This is a genomic window from Streptomyces sp. NPDC028289 (assembly GCF_055565975.1).
On record NZ_JBVHTI010000007.1, the window covers coordinates 625,292 to 641,440 of the forward strand.

At 71.3% G+C, this 16,149-nt stretch carries 10 protein-coding genes and 2 pseudogenes; 6 read left to right on the forward strand and 6 right to left on the reverse strand.

The window, feature by feature from the left end; all coding sequences use genetic code 11:
- Positions 1–18 precede the first annotated feature (18 nt).
- Positions 19–1,515 carry an MFS transporter gene (locus tag ACZ4UV_RS36065; protein ID WP_451020298.1) on the reverse strand — a complete coding sequence of 499 codons (1,497 nt, stop codon included), beginning with the start codon at positions 1,513–1,515 and terminating at the stop codon, positions 19–21.
- Positions 1,516–1,990: 475 nt separating this feature from the next.
- On the opposite strand from ACZ4UV_RS36065, the gene ACZ4UV_RS36070 reads away from it, so the two are divergent.
- The 5 genes and pseudogenes from ACZ4UV_RS36070 (at position 1,991) to ACZ4UV_RS36090 (ending at position 10,871) form a co-directional block, all read left to right on the forward strand.
- Positions 1,991–2,779, forward strand: coding sequence for an ABC transporter ATP-binding protein (locus tag ACZ4UV_RS36070; RefSeq protein WP_451020299.1), 789 nt, complete (start codon positions 1,991–1,993; stop codon positions 2,777–2,779).
- The gene (locus ACZ4UV_RS36075) at positions 2,776–5,355 is read left to right on the forward strand and encodes an ABC transporter permease (RefSeq protein ID WP_467843727.1); all 2,580 of its coding nucleotides are present in this window, start codon (positions 2,776–2,778) and stop codon (positions 5,353–5,355) included. Before ACZ4UV_RS36070 ends, ACZ4UV_RS36075 begins: the two co-directional genes overlap by 4 nt.
- A 529-nt stretch (positions 5,356–5,884) precedes the next feature.
- A complete protein-coding gene (gene mfd / locus ACZ4UV_RS36080; protein WP_467843729.1) occupies positions 5,885–9,418 on the forward strand; it encodes a transcription-repair coupling factor in 3,534 nt (1,177 codons plus the stop codon).
- 378 nt (positions 9,419–9,796) lie between these two features.
- Positions 9,797–10,006: pseudogene (locus ACZ4UV_RS36085) on the forward strand (hypothetical protein); the annotation flags it as partial.
- 82 nt (positions 10,007–10,088) lie between these two features.
- Positions 10,089–10,871 (forward strand): HNH endonuclease family protein, encoded by a 783-nt coding sequence (locus ACZ4UV_RS36090; RefSeq protein ID WP_467843732.1) that lies wholly within the window; start codon positions 10,089–10,091, stop codon positions 10,869–10,871.
- Positions 10,872–10,892: 21 nt separating this feature from the next.
- Here the strand turns inward: ACZ4UV_RS36090 and ACZ4UV_RS36095 are convergent, their stop codons facing one another.
- A complete protein-coding gene (locus ACZ4UV_RS36095) occupies positions 10,893–11,519 on the reverse strand; it encodes a nucleotidyltransferase family protein (RefSeq protein ID WP_451019004.1) in 627 nt (208 codons plus the stop codon).
- Between the two features lie 153 nt (positions 11,520–11,672).
- Positions 11,673–11,939 carry a hypothetical protein gene (locus tag ACZ4UV_RS36100; protein WP_467843735.1) on the reverse strand — a complete coding sequence of 89 codons (267 nt, stop codon included), beginning with the start codon at positions 11,937–11,939 and terminating at the stop codon, positions 11,673–11,675.
- A gap of 44 nt (positions 11,940–11,983) precedes the next feature.
- Here ACZ4UV_RS36100 and ACZ4UV_RS36105 point away from each other — a divergent pair.
- Positions 11,984–12,253: pseudogene (locus ACZ4UV_RS36105) on the forward strand (HNH endonuclease family protein); the annotation flags it as partial.
- A 24-nt stretch (positions 12,254–12,277) separates the two neighbouring features.
- Here the strand turns inward: ACZ4UV_RS36105 and ACZ4UV_RS36110 are convergent.
- From ACZ4UV_RS36110 to ACZ4UV_RS36120, 3 genes are read right to left on the reverse strand one after another with little or no spacing between them, the layout of a single operon-like run.
- Positions 12,278–13,402, reverse strand: coding sequence for a hypothetical protein (locus ACZ4UV_RS36110; RefSeq protein WP_451019006.1), 1,125 nt, complete (start codon positions 13,400–13,402; stop codon positions 12,278–12,280).
- The gene (locus ACZ4UV_RS36115) at positions 13,399–15,342 is read right to left on the reverse strand and encodes a M48 family metalloprotease (RefSeq protein WP_467843739.1); all 1,944 of its coding nucleotides are present in this window, start codon (positions 15,340–15,342) and stop codon (positions 13,399–13,401) included. The genes ACZ4UV_RS36110 and ACZ4UV_RS36115 overlap by 4 nt, the downstream gene beginning before the upstream one ends.
- 41 nt (positions 15,343–15,383) lie before the next feature.
- The gene (locus tag ACZ4UV_RS36120; protein ID WP_451019008.1) at positions 15,384–16,094 is read right to left on the reverse strand and encodes a hypothetical protein; all 711 of its coding nucleotides are present in this window, start codon (positions 16,092–16,094) and stop codon (positions 15,384–15,386) included.
- Positions 16,095–16,149: the final 55 nt, after the last annotated feature.

Here is a 16,149-nt window from a genome sequence, read left to right on the forward strand (position 1 = left end):
GTGGGAGAGGGGCCGCCCTCACCGCTCCGTCAGTACCGGAAACCGCCGGGGCGCCAGTACCAGGAGCACCGCGAACGCCAGTGCCGACGCGCACGCCGCCCCGAAGTACACCGCGTGGACCGCGTCCGCGATGGCGTGCCGGGTGGACTCGGGGGCCGTTCCGTCGTCCAGCGCGCGCGTGACGGAGTCGAGGTCGCCCGCGCCGCCCAGCCGGGCGGCCAGCACCCCGTTGGCGACCGCGCCGAACACTGACGCCCCGATCGTCTGGCCGGTCTGCCGGCAGAACAGCACCGACGCGGTCGTCGTGCCCCGCTCCGCCCAGCCCACCGTCGACTGCACGCCCACGATCAGCGGCAGTTGGAACAGGCCCAGCGCGGCGCCCAGCAGGAGCATGAGCAGCGTCGGCTGCCAGGCCGACCCCGGGTAGGGCAGGAACGGGAACGCGAACAGGATCAGCGCGGCCGCGCCGATGCCGAGCAGCGCGGTGTCGCGGAAGCCGATCCGCCGGTACACGTGCTGGCTGAGGGCGGCGGAGACCGGCCAGCTCAGCGTCCACACCGACAGCACGAACCCGGCGGCCACCGGCGCGAGCCCGAGCACCGACTGCGCGTACGTCGGCAGGAACACCGTCGGCGCCACCATCAGCAGGCCGAGCGCGCCGAGCGCGAGGTTGACGGCCGCGATCGTACGGCGCCGCCACACCCACCCCGGGATGATCGGCTCGGCCGCCCGGCGCTCGATCCACACCACGAGCCCCGCCAGCGCGAGCCCGGTGGCGAACAGCGCGCACGACGGCGCGGACCACCACGCCCACGCCACTCCGCCCTGCACGAGCGCCGTCAGCAGCACGCCCCCGCACGCGAAGACCGCCAGCGCGCCCGCCCAGTCCACCCGCGGGTGCGTGCGCGGCGCGCGCTCCGGCTCGTGGAGGTGACGCACTATCAACCAGAGCGCCGCCGCGCCGATCGGCAGGTTGACCAGGAAGATCCACCGCCAGTCCGCGTAGGCGGCCAGCACCCCGCCGAGCCCCGGCCCGGCGACCGCCGAGACCGCCCACACCGTGGACAGCTTCGACTGGATCTTCGGGCGCTCCTCGAGCGGGTAGAGGTCGGCCGCGAGGGTCTGCACGGTGCCCTGCAGCGCCCCGCCGCCGAGGCCCTGCACGATCCGGAACGCGATCAGCGCGGCCATGTTCCAGGCGGTCGCGCACAGCAGCGACCCCAGCAGGAACACCGCGGCGCCCGCGACCAGCACCGGCTTGCGGCCGAAGGTGTCGGAGAGCTTGCCGTACACCGGCAGCGTCACGGTGACGGCGAGCAGGTAGCCGGAGAAGAGCCAGGAGAAGACCGAGAAGCCGCCGAGGTCGCCGACGATCTGGGGTACCGCGGTGGAGACGACGGTGGAGTCGAGCGCCGCCAGTGCCATGGCGAGCATCAGGGCGGCCACCACGGCCCCCCGCCGGCCCGTCCCGGCCTCGCGCCCCACCGCGCGTATCGCGGGTCTCGTGTTCTCCACGCCGGATCCCCTCCCCGTGCGGCCACCATGTATCTATGTCGCGCACAACAGCTTCCCATCCGCCCCGGCGCGGTGGGAGTGTGCGTCCACCTGGTGGGAACGCGCGGGACCGCGCCCACTTGATCCTCACGCGACGAGAGGGTGGACGCTGTCTGGGGCGGTGGGTGGAAGCCGACCCCGAGAAGGACTCCACCCGGCGGTGGACGTCCCCTAGGGGGTTCTCCGTACTACGGCTCGGGGAGGGTTCGTACCGCCGGAGGACGAGGCGGCACCCCGTCCGTCCTTAACCTGGCTTTACGCCGCCGGGGGGCGGTTGACCGAACCGGCGGGGGTGGGGTTTTCCCCCGGGCAAGACGGGGCTTCGCACCAGCGCGGAGCAACCCCGCCGACCGCGAGACTCGTCGTCGTACCGACCACCGCACAGCAAGGCACGGCACCACGCCGTGCATTCGCTGACCGACTTAGGAGACATACCGTGACATCGGCTGTGACCATTCCCAGGCACGGGGGTACTGGAGGGCGTACGGCCGTTGCCGCGCGAGCGCGGCAGGTCGTCAAGGCGTACGGGGCCGGAGAGACCCGGGTCGTCGCTCTCGACCACGTCGACGTGGACATCGCGCGGGGGCAGTTCACCGCGATCATGGGCCCCTCGGGGTCCGGGAAGTCCACCCTGATGCACTGCCTCGCCGGGCTCGACACCGTGACGAGCGGCCAGATCCACCTGGACGAGACCGAGATCACCGGCCTGAAGGACAAGAGGCTCACGAAGCTGCGCCGGGACCGGATCGGGTTCATCTTCCAGGCGTTCAACCTGCTGCCGACGTTGAACGCGCTGGAGAACATCACGCTCCCCATGGACATCGCCGGGCGCAAGCCCGACAAGGAGTGGCTGCGGCGCGTGGTCGACACCGTGGGGCTCGCGGACCGGCTCAAGCACCGCCCCACCCAGCTCTCGGGAGGCCAGCAGCAGCGCGTGGCCGTGGCGCGCGCCCTCGCCGCCCGTCCCGAGATCATCTTCGGCGACGAGCCGACCGGAAACCTCGACTCCCGCGCCGGCGCGGAGGTCCTCGGCTTCCTGCGCAGCTCCGTCGACGACCTGGGCCAGACCATCGTGATGGTCACGCACGACCCGGTCGCCGCCTCCTACGCGGACCGCGTGCTCTACCTCGCCGACGGCCGGATCGTCGACGAGATGTTCAAGCCGACCGCGGACACCGTCCTGGACCGCATGAAGGACTTCGACGCGCGGGGGCGTACGTCATGACCGTCCTGAAGACCTCGATGCGCAACTTCTTCGCGCACAAGGGGCGGATGGCCCTGTCGGCGGTCGCCGTCCTGCTGTCGGTGGCGTTCGTGTGCGGCACGCTGGTGTTCACCGACACCATGAACACGACGTTCGACAAGCTGTTCGCGGCGACCTCGTCCGACGTGACGGTCAGTGCCAAGGGCGCCTCCGACACCGGCCAGACCACCTCCGACAACGGCAGGCCGCCCGTCCTGCCGGCCGCGGTGGTGGCCGAGGTCCGCGCGGCGAACGGCGTCAAGGCGGCGGAGGGGACGGTCTTCTCGACGTCCGTGACCGTCGTCGACGCCAAGAAGGACAGCCTGTCGCCGTCCAGCGGCGCGCCGACCATCGTCGGCAGCTGGAACTCCAACGACGCCCGCACCATGAAGATCACCTCCGGTACGGCGCCGAAGAACTCCGGCCAGGTCATGGTGGACGCCGACACCGCCGACAAGCACCACCTGAAACTGGGTGACGAGATCGGCGTGATCAGCGCGGTCGGCACGCACACCGCGAAGATCTCCGGCATCGCCGACTTCACCGTCACCAATCCCGGTGCCGCGATCTTCTACCTGGACACGAAGACCGCCCAGCGCACGCTCGTCGGGCAGACCGGCGTCTTCACGAACATCAACGTGACGGCCACGCCGGGCGTGACGGACGCCCAGCTGAAGAAGAACGTCGTCGGCGAACTCGGTACCGCCTACAAGGTGCAGACCGCCAAGGAGACCGCCGACGCCAACCAGAAGGACGTCGAGAGCTTTCTGGACGTCATGAAGTACGCGATGCTCGGCTTCGCCGGCATCGCCTTCCTGGTCGGCATCTTCCTGATCATCAACACCTTCTCGATGCTGGTCGCCCAGCGCACCCGCGAGATCGGCCTGATGCGGGCCATCGGCTCCAGCCGCCGCCAGGTCAACCAGTCCGTGCTCGTCGAGGCCCTGCTGCTCGGCGTGGTCGGCTCGGTCCTGGGAGTGGGCGCGGGCGTCGGCATCGCCGTCGGCCTGATGAAGCTCATGGGCTCCATGGGCATGCACCTGTCGACCAGTGACCTGACGGTCGCCTGGACGACCCCGGTGCTCGGCCTGATCCTCGGCGTCGTCGTCACCGTCCTCGCCGCCTACCTCCCCGCGCGCCGCGCCGGCAAGGTCTCCCCGATGGCCGCGCTGCGCGACGCGGGCGCCCCCGCCGACGCCCGGGCGGGCCGCATACGCGCCCTGGTCGGCCTCGTGCTGACCGGCGCCGGCGGCTACAGCCTCTACCTGGCCTCGGCCACCGACCAGGCCAAGCAGGGCTCGGCCTGGCTCGGCATCGGCATCGTCCTGTCGCTCATCGGGTTCGTCGTCATCGGCCCGCTGCTCGCGGGCGGTGTCGTACGGGTCCTGGGCGCCGTCCTGCTGCGGATGTTCGGCCCGGTCGGGCGCATGGCCGAGCGCAACGCGCTGCGCAACCCGCGCCGCACCGGCGCCACCGGCGCCGCCCTGATGATCGGACTGGCGCTGGTCGCCTGCCTCTCGGTGGTCGGCTCCTCCATGGTCGCCTCCGCCTCCGACCAGCTCGACAAGACCGTCGGCACGGACTTCATCATCCAGTCCGACAGCGGCCAGCGGATCACCCCGCAGGCGGTCAAGGCCGTCAAGGAGGTCCCCGGACTCGCCCGCGTCACCGAGTACCGCACCACCACCGCCGACTACACCACGCCCGACGGCAAGACGCTCAAGGACACCGACATCACGGCGGCCGACCCGACGTACGCGACCGACCTGCGCACCAAGACCGTCGCCGGCGACCTCAAGGACGCCTACCTGCCCGACTCGATGTCCGTGCACGACAAGTTCGCCAAGGCGCACGACATCCACCTCGGCTCGAAGATCGCCGTGAAGTTCAAGGACGGCCGCACGGCACACCTGACGGTCCGGGCGATCACCAGCAGCGACGGCCTCATCGACGCCGGCTCGAAGTACACGAACATCACCACGCTCGCCAAGTACGTGCCGGCCGCCAAGATGCCGCTCGACGACCTGGTCTTCGCCACCGCCAGGGACGGGCAGCAGGACGCCGCGTACAAGTCGCTCAAGTCCGCGCTGCACGACTACCCGCAGTACACCGTGCGCGACCAGACCGACTACAAGAAGGCGCTCAAGGACCAGATCGGCCAGCTGCTGAACCTGATCTACGGCCTGCTCGCCCTCGCGATCATCGTCGCGGTCCTCGGTGTCGTGAACACCCTGGCCCTGTCGGTGGTCGAGCGGACCCGCGAGATCGGCCTCATGCGGGCCATCGGCCTCTCCCGCCGCCAGCTGCGCCGCATGATCCGCATGGAGTCCGTGGTGATCGCCCTCTTCGGCGCCCTGCTGGGCCTCGGCCTGGGCATGGGCTGGGGCGCCACGGCCCAGAAGCTGCTCGCCCTGCAGGGTCTGAAGGTCCTGGAGATCCCCTGGCCGACGATCATCGGCGTCTTCGTCGGCTCGGCCTTCGTGGGCCTGTTCGCCGCCCTGATCCCGGCGTTCCGCGCGGGCCGCATGAACGTCCTGAACGCGATCGCGACGGACTGAGTCAATTCGGAAGACCACCGCATACGGGGGTTGCGGGGGAACGCCCGGCGCCGGAGAGTCTTGGGGGACTCTCCGGCGCCGGGCACATGCACGTCCTCCGATCCCGGCGTCCCGACCGAGCCGAGCCGGGCTTTTCGGCCGACCGAGACGGGCCCGGCTTCCCGGACTCCGCCTGTCGACCGGCCGAGCCGAGCGTGCCTCTCAACCGGCCGAGCCGAGCCCGCTGCCCGCTCGGTCGTCCGGGTCGAGCGCGCCGCCTGATCGACCGAGTACGGCGGCGGGCCCGTCTTTGCTTTTCGAGCTGTGCCTTTCGATCGACCGAGTCGGGTGGCGGGTGGGCATAGGCTCCGGGGGTCCAGGGGGCGGAGCCCCCTGGGACGGCCACCGCGGCGCAGGGCGCCTCACAGGGCGACGGACGTTATCCACAGCCCCGGCACCCGCGCCCGCGTAGTCGTACGCTGGATACCCCCCCGGTCGCAGCCCGCGCCGGGTACTTCGTGTTGCCCACCCCCCGACGAAAGCCGCCTGAATGAGCCTGCACGGTCTGCTCGACGCCGTCGTCAAGGACCCCGCCCTCGCGGAAGCGATCAAGGCGGCCGCGGACGGCAACCGCATGCACGTCGACCTGGTCGGCCCCCCCGCGGCCCGCCCCCTTGCGGTCGCCGCCCTGGCCCGCGAGGCCGGCCGCCCCGTCCTCGCCGTCACCGCCACCGGCCGCGAGGCCGAGGACCTGGCCTCGGCGCTGCGCACCCTGCTGCCCTCCGAGGGCGTCGCGGAGTACCCCTCCTGGGAGACGCTCCCGCACGAGCGCCTCAGCCCCCGCAGCGACACCGTCGGCCGCCGCCTCGCGGTCCTGCGCCGCCTCGCCCACCCCAGCCCCGACGACCCCGAGACCGGCCCGGTCTCGGTCATCGTCGCGCCCGTACGATCCGTGCTCCAGCCGCAGGTCAAGGGCCTCGGCGACCTGGAGCCGGTGGCGCTGCGCACCGGCCAGAGCGCCGACCTGAACGAGGTCGTGGAAGCCCTCGCCGCGGCCGCCTACGCGCGCGTGGAGCTCGTCGAGAAGCGCGGCGAGTTCGCCGTACGCGGCGGCATCCTGGACGTCTTCCCGCCCACCGAGGAACACCCCCTGCGCGTCGAGTTCTGGGGCGACGACGTCGAGGAGATCCGTTACTTCAAGGTCGCCGACCAGCGCTCCCTGGAGGTCGCCGAGCACGGCCTGTGGGCACCGCCCTGCCGCGAGCTGCTGCTCACCGATGACGTCCGCGCACGCGCGCGTGCCCTCGCCGAGGAGCACCCGGAGCTCGGCGAACTGCTGAACAAGATCGCCGAGGGGATCGCGGTGGAGGGCATGGAGTCCCTCGCCCCGGTCCTGGTCGACGACATGGAACTGCTCCTCGACGTGCTGCCCAAGGGCGCGATGGCCGTCGTCTGCGACCCGGAGCGGGTGCGGACGCGCGCCGCCGACCTGGTGGCCACGAGCCAGGAGTTCCTGCAGGCCTCCTGGGCGGCCACCGCGGGCGGCGGCGAGGCGCCCATCGACGTCGGCGCGGCCTCCCTGTGGTCCATCGCGGACGTCCGCGACCGCGCCCGCGAGCTGGACATGATGTGGTGGTCGGTGTCGCCGTTCGCCGCCGACGAGGAGCTTGCGGCCGACACCCTCAAGCTGGGCATGCACGCCACGGAGACCTACCGCGGCGACACCGCGAAGGCCCTCGCCGACACCAAGGGCTGGCTGGCCGACGGCTGGCACACGGTCTACGTCACCGAGGGCCACGGCACCGCCTCCCGCACCGTCGAGGTGCTCGGCGGCGAGGGCATCGCCGCCCGCCTCGACGTCGACCTGGGCGAGCTCAGCCCCTCGGTCGTGCACGTGTCGTGCGGCTCGATCGACTACGGCTTCGTCGACCCGGCGCTCAGACTCGCCGTCCTCACCGAGACCGACCTGTCCGGCCAGAAGGCGGCCGGCAAGGACGGCGCCCGGATGCCGGCCCGCCGCCGCAAGACCATCGACCCGCTCACCCTGGAGCCGGGCGACTACATCGTCCACGAGCAGCACGGCGTCGGCCGCTACATCGAGATGGTGCAGCGCACCGTCCAGGGCGCCACCCGCGAGTACCTGGTCGTGGAGTACGCCCCCGCCAAGCGCGGCCAGCCCGGCGACCGGCTGTACATCCCGACCGACCAGCTGGAGCAGATCACCAAGTACGTCGGCGGCGAGGCCCCCACCCTGCACCGCCTCGGCGGCGCGGACTGGACGAAGACCAAGGCGCGCGCCAAGAAGGCCGTCAAGGAGATCGCCGCCGACCTGATCAAGCTCTACAGCGCCCGCATGGCCGCCCCCGGGCACGCGTTCGGCACGGACACGCCGTGGCAGCGTGAGCTGGAGGACGCGTTCCCGTACGCGGAGACCCCCGACCAGCTGACCACCATCGCCGAGGTCAAGGACGACATGGAGAAGTCGGTCCCGATGGACCGCCTGATCTGCGGCGACGTCGGCTACGGCAAGACCGAGATCGCCGTCCGCGCGGCCTTCAAGGCGGTCCAGGACGGCAAGCAGGTGGCCGTCCTCGTGCCCACCACGCTGCTGGTGCAGCAGCACTTCGGCACGTTCTCCGAGCGGTACTCGCAGTTCCCGGTGAGCGTGAAGGCGCTCTCCCGGTTCCAGACCGACACCGAGGCGAAGGGGACCCTGGAGGGCCTGCGCGAGGGCGCGGTGGACGTCGTCATCGGCACCCACCGGCTGTTCTCCTCGGAGACCAAGTTCAAGGACCTCGGCCTGGTCATCGTCGACGAGGAGCAGCGGTTCGGCGTCGAGCACAAGGAGCAGCTGAAGAAGCTCCGCGCCAACGTCGACGTGCTCACCATGTCGGCCACGCCCATCCCCCGCACCCTGGAGATGGCGGTCACCGGCATCCGCGAGATGTCCACGATCACCACGCCCCCGGAGGAGCGCCACCCGGTGCTCACCTTCGTCGGGCCGTACGAGGAGAAGCAGATCGGCGCCGCCATCCGCCGGGAACTGCTGCGCGAGGGCCAGGTCTTCTACATCCACAACCGGGTCGAGTCGATCGACCGGGCGGCGGCCAGACTCCGCGAGATCGTCCCCGAGGCCCGCATCGCGACCGCCCACGGCCAGATGTCGGAATCGGCCCTCGAACAGGTCGTCGTCGACTTCTGGGAGAAGAAGTTCGACGTCCTCGTCTCGACCACGATCGTCGAGTCCGGCATCGACATCTCCAACGCCAACACACTCATCGTCGAACGCGGCGACACCTTCGGCCTGTCCCAGCTGCACCAGCTGCGCGGCCGGGTCGGCCGGGGCCGCGAGCGCGGGTACGCGTACTTCCTGTACCCGCCGGAGAAGCCGCTGACCGAGACCGCCCACGAGCGCCTCGCGACCATCGCCCAGCACACCGAGATGGGCGCCGGCATGTACGTCGCGATGAAGGACCTGGAGATCCGCGGCGCCGGCAACCTGCTCGGCGGCGAGCAGTCCGGGCACATCGCGGGCGTCGGCTTCGACCTCTACGTCCGCATGGTCGGCGAGGCGGTCGCGGACTACCGGCGGCAGCTGGAGACCGGCGAGATCGAGGAGGAGCCGCCGCTGGAGGTCAAGATCGAGCTGCCCGTCGACGCGCACGTCCCGCACGACTACGCGCCCGGCGAGCGGCTGCGCCTCCAGGCGTACCGTTCCATCGCCTCCGCCAACTCGGAGGACGACATCCGGGCGGTCCGCGAGGAACTCACCGACCGCTACGGCAAGTTGCCCGAGCCGGTGGAGAACCTGCTGCTCGTCGCCGGGCTGCGGATGCTCGCCCGCGCGTGCGGGGTCGGCGAGATCGTCCTCCAGGGCACCAACATCCGCTTCGCACCGGTTGAGTTGCGCGAGTCGCAGGAGCTGCGCGTCAAGCGCCTCTACCCCGGAACGGTCATCAAGCCGGCCGTCCACCAGCTGCTGGTGCCCCGCCCCAAGACCGCGAAGGTGGGCGGCAAGCCGCTGGTCGGCCGGGAACTGCTGAGCTGGGTCGGGGAGTTCCTGGCGTCGATCCTGGGGTCGTAGAAGGGCCCGGTACGGCGCCACGGAAGGACCCCGGCACGAAGCGGGGCGCGGCCCTCGCCGGTCTCCCGGCACCGGCCGCGCCCCGCCCTTCGTCACAGGCCTGGGAGGCGTGCGCGCACGACAAGGTGTGAGGCGCGCCTTCGGGGGCATTCGTTCGCGGCGGGGAGTGAGCGCGCGCGAAGGCGTACGGTCCGGGCTTCGGCCCGGCTGCCAACCGGTCGCCGACAAATGCGAGTTGCGGTTATATGGGAGTTTTTGCCCCATCTGGGGGGAACCGTGCAGCAGTCACCGTAGGACCAGCGGAAATCAGCCCGTGCGGCGGCGGACAGGGGTAAGGGAGAGGGGGCGTACGTGGCGCGTCTGAGGGGCGGGGCGGTCATGGCGGTCGTCATGGTCTTCGCCGTGGCCGGCTGCAAGGACCTGCAGGACAACGGCGCTTCGGGTGCCCAGGGCACGGCGGGCGGGGGAGCGGCCCTGGCGGCCGCCGACTCGCTGACCGTCAAGGGACGGGCGCCGAAGACCGGTTACTCCCGGGAGAAGTTCGGCTCCGCCTGGGCGGACACCGACTCCAACTCCTGTGACACCCGGGTTATCTCTATGCTGCGCGGCGTGATCGCATGCTTTTCGCAGCTCGTTCTGGGGGTGGTGGGCCATGCGTACTGAGAGGCACATGAGGTACAGCGCTGTGGGTCGGCGTGTTGTTGTGGCATCCGCCGTACTGGCGGCCACCGGAATCCTGATCACAGGCTGCAAGGACATTGCTCCACCTGAGGGCAGTGGATCCTCCGGTTCCGCCGTCTCGGCCGCCGGTGACGGCCGGGCCGTGAACCCGCTGGACAATCCTGACGGCACGAAGCCGGGGCTGGGGGCGATCACCTCCACAGCGGACAGGGCGAAGGCGCGGTCGCTGATCGAAAAAGTGGCGACGAAGGGACGCGGGCCGAAGACGGGGTACGAGAGGGACAAGTTCGGCTACGCCTGGATGGACTCGGCTCCAGGCGCCATACCCTTTGCTCACAACGGCTGTGACTCGCGAAACGATCTCTTGAAACGCGATGGCGAGAAGGTCCGGTTCCGGGCCGGATCCGACTGCGTCGTCGCCTCCATGACACTGCACGATCCGTACACCGGTAAGACCATCGAATGGACCAAGCCTCACGCCACGACGGTGCAGATAGACCACGTCATGCCGCTGTCGTACGACTGGCAGATGGGTGCGTCCCGTTGGACGAAGGACAAGCGGGAGGACATCGCCAACGACCCGCTCAACCTGATCCCCGTGGACGGCCCCACCAACGGCGCCAAGAGCGACTCGGGGCCCGCGACCTGGCTGCCCCCCAACAAGCAGATCCGCTGCTCCTACGTGGTGCGCTTCGCCCAGGTGTCGCTCAAGTACGACCTTCCGGTGACGGCCGCGGACAAGCGGATGATGCTGACGCAGTGCGGCAGCTGACAAAGGCCGACGCGGTCGGTATCAGCCGCGGGCCGCGGGAGCCGTGCTGTTCGTGGAGGGCCATTCCAGGACGGTCAGCTCAGGCCATTGCTCACGCCACCGTGCCGCCTTGGCCTCGTAGACCGACTGCGGGGCGAGCACTGGGTTCGGTCGGACGATGAGGTTGAACACGTCCGACAGCCCGTGGGGCGCATATACCCGCCACCTGCTGTCGGCCTCGGTGCGCACCCCGAGACAGCATGTGGTTGCGGCAAAGCTGTCGATCGCCGCCTCGGTGGACTCGTACGGAGGACACGCCACCCCGAACTTGTCCTCGTACCAGAGGTGCACCCGCGCCTCGTTCCGGATCTCAACCTCTGCGGCCAGGCCGGAGAAGACCTTCTGTCCGGCCTTGATAGCAGCGTCCTCCGCCTCCCAGGACAGATCGCCGGCGTCGAAGTAGAAGACGTCATAGTCCTTGATGCCGCTGGTCGGCGGTCTGTCCGTGACCACGTTCCATACGGTCTGGAACAGGCACCCGGCCGTCACGTACCACCCGGGCAGGCCCAACGTCGCGGTGCGTGCCAGTACCTCCGTCAACACCTCGTTTCGCGACAGCGTCTCACGCAGGCAATCAAGTTGCTGGTCAAGGGGGAGGCGGCCGATCACGAACCCTGCCTACCACAACATGGTCTGCGGCGGGCCTGATACCGGTTCCCGCCACTGGTCACTTCGAAGGCACCGCCCGCATCGCGCGACGAGGACCTGCCCTGGCGGCGGTGAGGTCGTCTTCCGCCTCCTGCAGGCGTCGTTCTGAATCGGTCAGGCGGTCGCCGGCCTCCGACGCCTCAGCTCCGTGTTCTGCTGTTCCAGCTGCCGGATCCGCTCGACCAGCTGACCGCGGCCCACATCGTCCAGTTCCGCGCCCAGAGAGAGCCGTACGCGTTCCCGGAGGCGGTCCCGCTCCTTCTTCAGGTCCTTGATCTCTTCCCGGGCCAGGGCGAGTTCGGTCTGCAGGCCGGCGGGTGTGACCTGACCCGAACTTGGCCCGGTCGTGATCCGGCGTCCGTGCTGACGCTGTTCGTGCATGGCGGCCTGCACGGCATCCCGCACCTGCGGCTGGTTGTAGACGAACGGCCAACGACCCGCTCAACCTCCTGGCCGTCGACGCGAGCGCCAACCGCGGCAAGGGTGACGGCGACACCGCCACCTGGCTGCCGCCCGACACGTCCTACCGTTGCACCTACGTCGCCGCGCAGGTCGCCGTGAAGAAGAAGTACGGCCTGTGGGTCACCGCCGCCGAGAAGACCGCGATGAAGAAGGTCCTCACGACCTGCCCGGGGCAGAAACTCCCCTCGGGCGGCAACCCGACCAAGGCGCCGTCCCGCTTCAAGGCGCGCTGAACCGGTCCGTCCCCGCCGCGGGTGTCATGGCCCCTGGAGGCGGCCGCGCGGCGGAGGGGCCGGGCAGCCTGCCTTCTCCCAGGCCACGAAGGTGTTGGTGCGGGCGAAGACGAACGCCTTGACCGGGTTCGCGGAGTACGACCACGGCGGGCTGCCGACGTATCCGCCGACCGCCCGGAACTGCTCGACGGCCTCCGCGTACCGTTTCGTCTGGAACAGGGTGTCCGCCAGCAGGTGCCGCACCGTCGGCAGCCGGTGGTGCCCGGCCGGCGCACGGTCCACGGCGTCCAGGGTGGCGTCCACGGCCGCCTGCACGAACGGCTGGTTGTACACGGGCGCCTTCGGCTCCCGGAACGCGTGCTCCATCAGTGCGTCCAGGCGCAGCACGGGCAGCAGGCTGCCCTGCGGCGCGGCGGTCGCGGCCTGCTCGGCGAACGCGTACATCAGCTCGTGCGAACCCCGCCACTTGGCGCACCAGTACTGCAACGCTCGCGCGTGCGCTCCGAAGTGGTACGGATCGCGTGCGGTGATCTCGGCCCACAGCGCCCGGAAGTCGTCGTGCGACCAGCCGAGCCCCAGCGCGATGGAGATCTGCGCGATCCAGGGGGAGGGGTCCTCGGGCGCCATCCAGGCGGCCTCCTGGCAGGCGGGCAGCGCCTCGGCGAGCAGCCGGTGGAAGCCCTCGAACTGCTCGGCCGTGGTGTGCTTCGCCAGCTTGGCGCCGCGGACCCTGCCCGCGAGCACGACCAGCGCGTCGGCGTGCACGAGGGCGGCGGACGGGTCGCCGGGGTACTCGGTCCGCCACGCCTTGAGCCAGGCGTCGTCCTCGGCGGCGGCGTGGACCAGGATGCCGAGCCGGTACCAGCGCAGGTCCCAGTCGCGGCCCGCTGCGGCCAGGTAGGCGGCGGCCCGCCGCCAGTCACCGGCGAGGGCGGCCGCCGCGACCGCGTCGGCCTCGGGATCGGGGCCCGCGTAACGGCTGTCGAGCTGGGCGGCGGGCACCAGCCCGTACTTGGCGGGGTCGATGTTGACCGGCGCCTTGGCCTTCGCCTCCGCCCGGAGGGCGCGCCCCTTGCGGATATTGCGCGGGAGAGTGACGACCGCGTAGACGAGAATGCCGGCACCGGCTATGTCGATCAGGACGTTCATACCGGGTCTTTCGGGTAGAAGCCGCCGAAGGGGGAGGTTGAGGAGGCGGCTGACGAGATGGTCGCGGATGTTGCCGCAGGGGTGGTCGCAGGGGCTGTCGCAGGGGTGGTCGGAGCGTGGCCGCCGCCGGACAGCAGCAGGGCCCGCAGCGGAGCCGTGCCGGGCGGCTCGGCGACCACGTGGTCCAGGGCCTGCTCCAGCGCCTCGGCGAACCGCTCGGGGGCCACCACCCGCACCGCGGGCCCCGACCAGCACAGCTCCCACCGGCACAGCCCGGTGTCCAGTGCGGTGAGCAGGGCGAGTCGGCGCAGGGCCGACCGGAAGGCCGTCCTGCCGAACTCGCGTGCCACCCGCCCGCTGCTCCGGCCGGCCTGCTCCGATCTGGGCAGCCGGCCGGCCACGTCGTGCAGCAGGCCGTGGTCGACCAGGTCCAGGAGGCAGCCGAGGTGCGTCACTCCGGATGCCCCGGATGCCCCGGATGCTCCGGATGCCCCGGACGCGCCGACGCCTCTCGCGTCGGCCACCTGGGCCATGGCCTCCAGCAGCGGCCCCGCGTCGCGCGCCCAGCTCTCGCGCCGGGCCCGCGCGGGCAGTTCGGCCCAGGGCACCCGCCGCCAGGACAGCGCCTCCGGGGGCAGTACGGCTCGCTCCAGGGCGGTGAAGAGGCGGTCCGGCTCGCGGATCAGCGCGAGGGCGGGAGGCCGGGGGCGCGTGGTGGCGTGTCCGTCGCCGGGGAACTCGGGGAACTCGGGGAACTCGGGGAACTCGGAGAGCTCGGGGAGCTCGCGGAGCGCCTCCAGCGCCGCGACGCGGTCGGCGGTGGGCGGGTGGCTGTCGTACGGGGAGCGCTCCTCGGGGATCACCTCCGGGAGCGGTTCGCGGGCCCACGCTTCCAGTCCCGTCCGGCGTGCGGGGTCCGCCAGCAGGAGCGCGAGCCCGCCGTGGAACTGCCCTTCCGGCGGCAGCAGGCCTGCGTCGCGGCCCAGCAGGGCGTACTCGCTCAGATAGAGGTCGTCGGCGGCTTCGAGCACGTGGATGCGGCGCAGCGCGGCGGCCGTGGTGCCCGGTCCGGCGACCCGGGCGGCCACCAGGTCGGCCGCGTACTCCTGCCGGCGGCTGACGGCCTCGGTCAGGCGCAGACACCACCGCGCGTAGGTGGAGAAGACGAGGTTCAGGTAGTGGTCGGGGCCCCGCGCAGGCTCCCGCTCCAGCGGTGGCGGCTTGCCGGCCGACCGGCGCCGGGCGGCCCGTGCGGCGGTCCTCGCCTTCTCCTCGGCCTCCTCACGCACGGCCCGCTGCCGCAAGGTGTGCGTGGTGTGCAGCAGCCTGCCGTGCAGTGCCAGGAGCAGGCCGCCCAGCCGGGTGTCGTCGTACGCGTAGTGGCCCAGTTCGTGCCCGAGCACGGCGAGCAGTTCGTCCTCCGGCAGGCCGATCAGCAGCGCCGTGCCGAGGAAGAGCCGCCGTTCGCCCGCGACCAGCCCGAGCCACCGGGCATCCTCCCGCACCATGGCGTTGGCCCCCGGGATCACCCGGATCTCCGTGGGCGGCCGGGTGCCCACCCGATCGGCGAGCTCCCGCACCCGCCGCCACAGCTCCGGCTGCTCACGCGGCGTCAGCGGGACACCGGGCAGCTCGTCCCGCCCGTCCCCGGGGCCGCGGGTGAGCAGGACGACCCGCACCACGCACCAGGCGATCGCCAGCGAGCCGAGCCAGCCCTCGACGGCCATGACCGTGAGGCCCGGGCCCCGGGCCAGGAAGACGTCCAGGACCGCGAGCGCGACGAGGACGAGCAGGGCCAGCAGGTAGAACCCGAGGAGCAGGCCGAGAACGAGCACGGCACGCAGCGGCGCTCCGGGCACGCCGCGTCCGCGTACGGCGCGCGCTCGTCCGGCGGCTCCCCCGGCGGCCGCCCGGTCGACGGAACGGGACCTCAGACGCATCGGCATCCTTCACGGAAACGGAACGGAAGCTGCTGCTTCAGCTACTTCAGCGCCGAAAGGATCGTCGTCGTCACCTTCTTCGCGGACGCGGCACCGTTGTCGCCGCCAGCCGTGGACAGCACGGTGACCACCGAGCCGCCGGAGCGGGCCGCGATCAGCGTGGTGCCGTTCTCCCAGGAGCCGCTCGTCAGCGTCATCGTGTAGGCCTCGTCGCCGAGTCCGGCCGTGGCGCTGCCGGTGAGTTTCACCTTGGCGTGCGCGTCGGTGTCCGTGAACGTGGCGCACTCGGCGGCCACGCTCCGCAGGGCCTTCATCACGGCTGCCGCCGTGGTGCCCTGAAAGGCGTCGATCTCCTGGTCCACTTCCTCGGTCTTGCTCGCGTAGCCGTTCTGCGCGAACGACACCCCGCCCTTGTAGCCGGACACCTGGATCCAGGACGTGCTCTCCAGCCTGGTGCAGTCCGGCTTCCCCGCCTTCCGGCCGGCCGGGGAGAGGAACTGGCCGCCGCTGTCCGCGGAGCCGTCGGATTCAAGGGTGAGCCCGGCAGGGAAGGCCGAGGCGGGCGCCAGTGCCTTCGTCAGCCGGGTCCCCGTGAGCAGGCCGGAGTGGGGGTCCTTCGCTTTGGCCGGCTCGGCGCTCGTGCCGGTACCGGAGTCGGAGCCGGAACCGGTGGATCCGGCGGAGCAGGCGGTCAGGGCCAGCGGGAGGGCCGCGGCGGCTATCAGCATCACGGCGCGGGACGGGAGACGCATCGGGAGTCCTTCGGGAGTCGTTGAAGCGGTGGGTCAATAACAGCAGAGGCTGTGA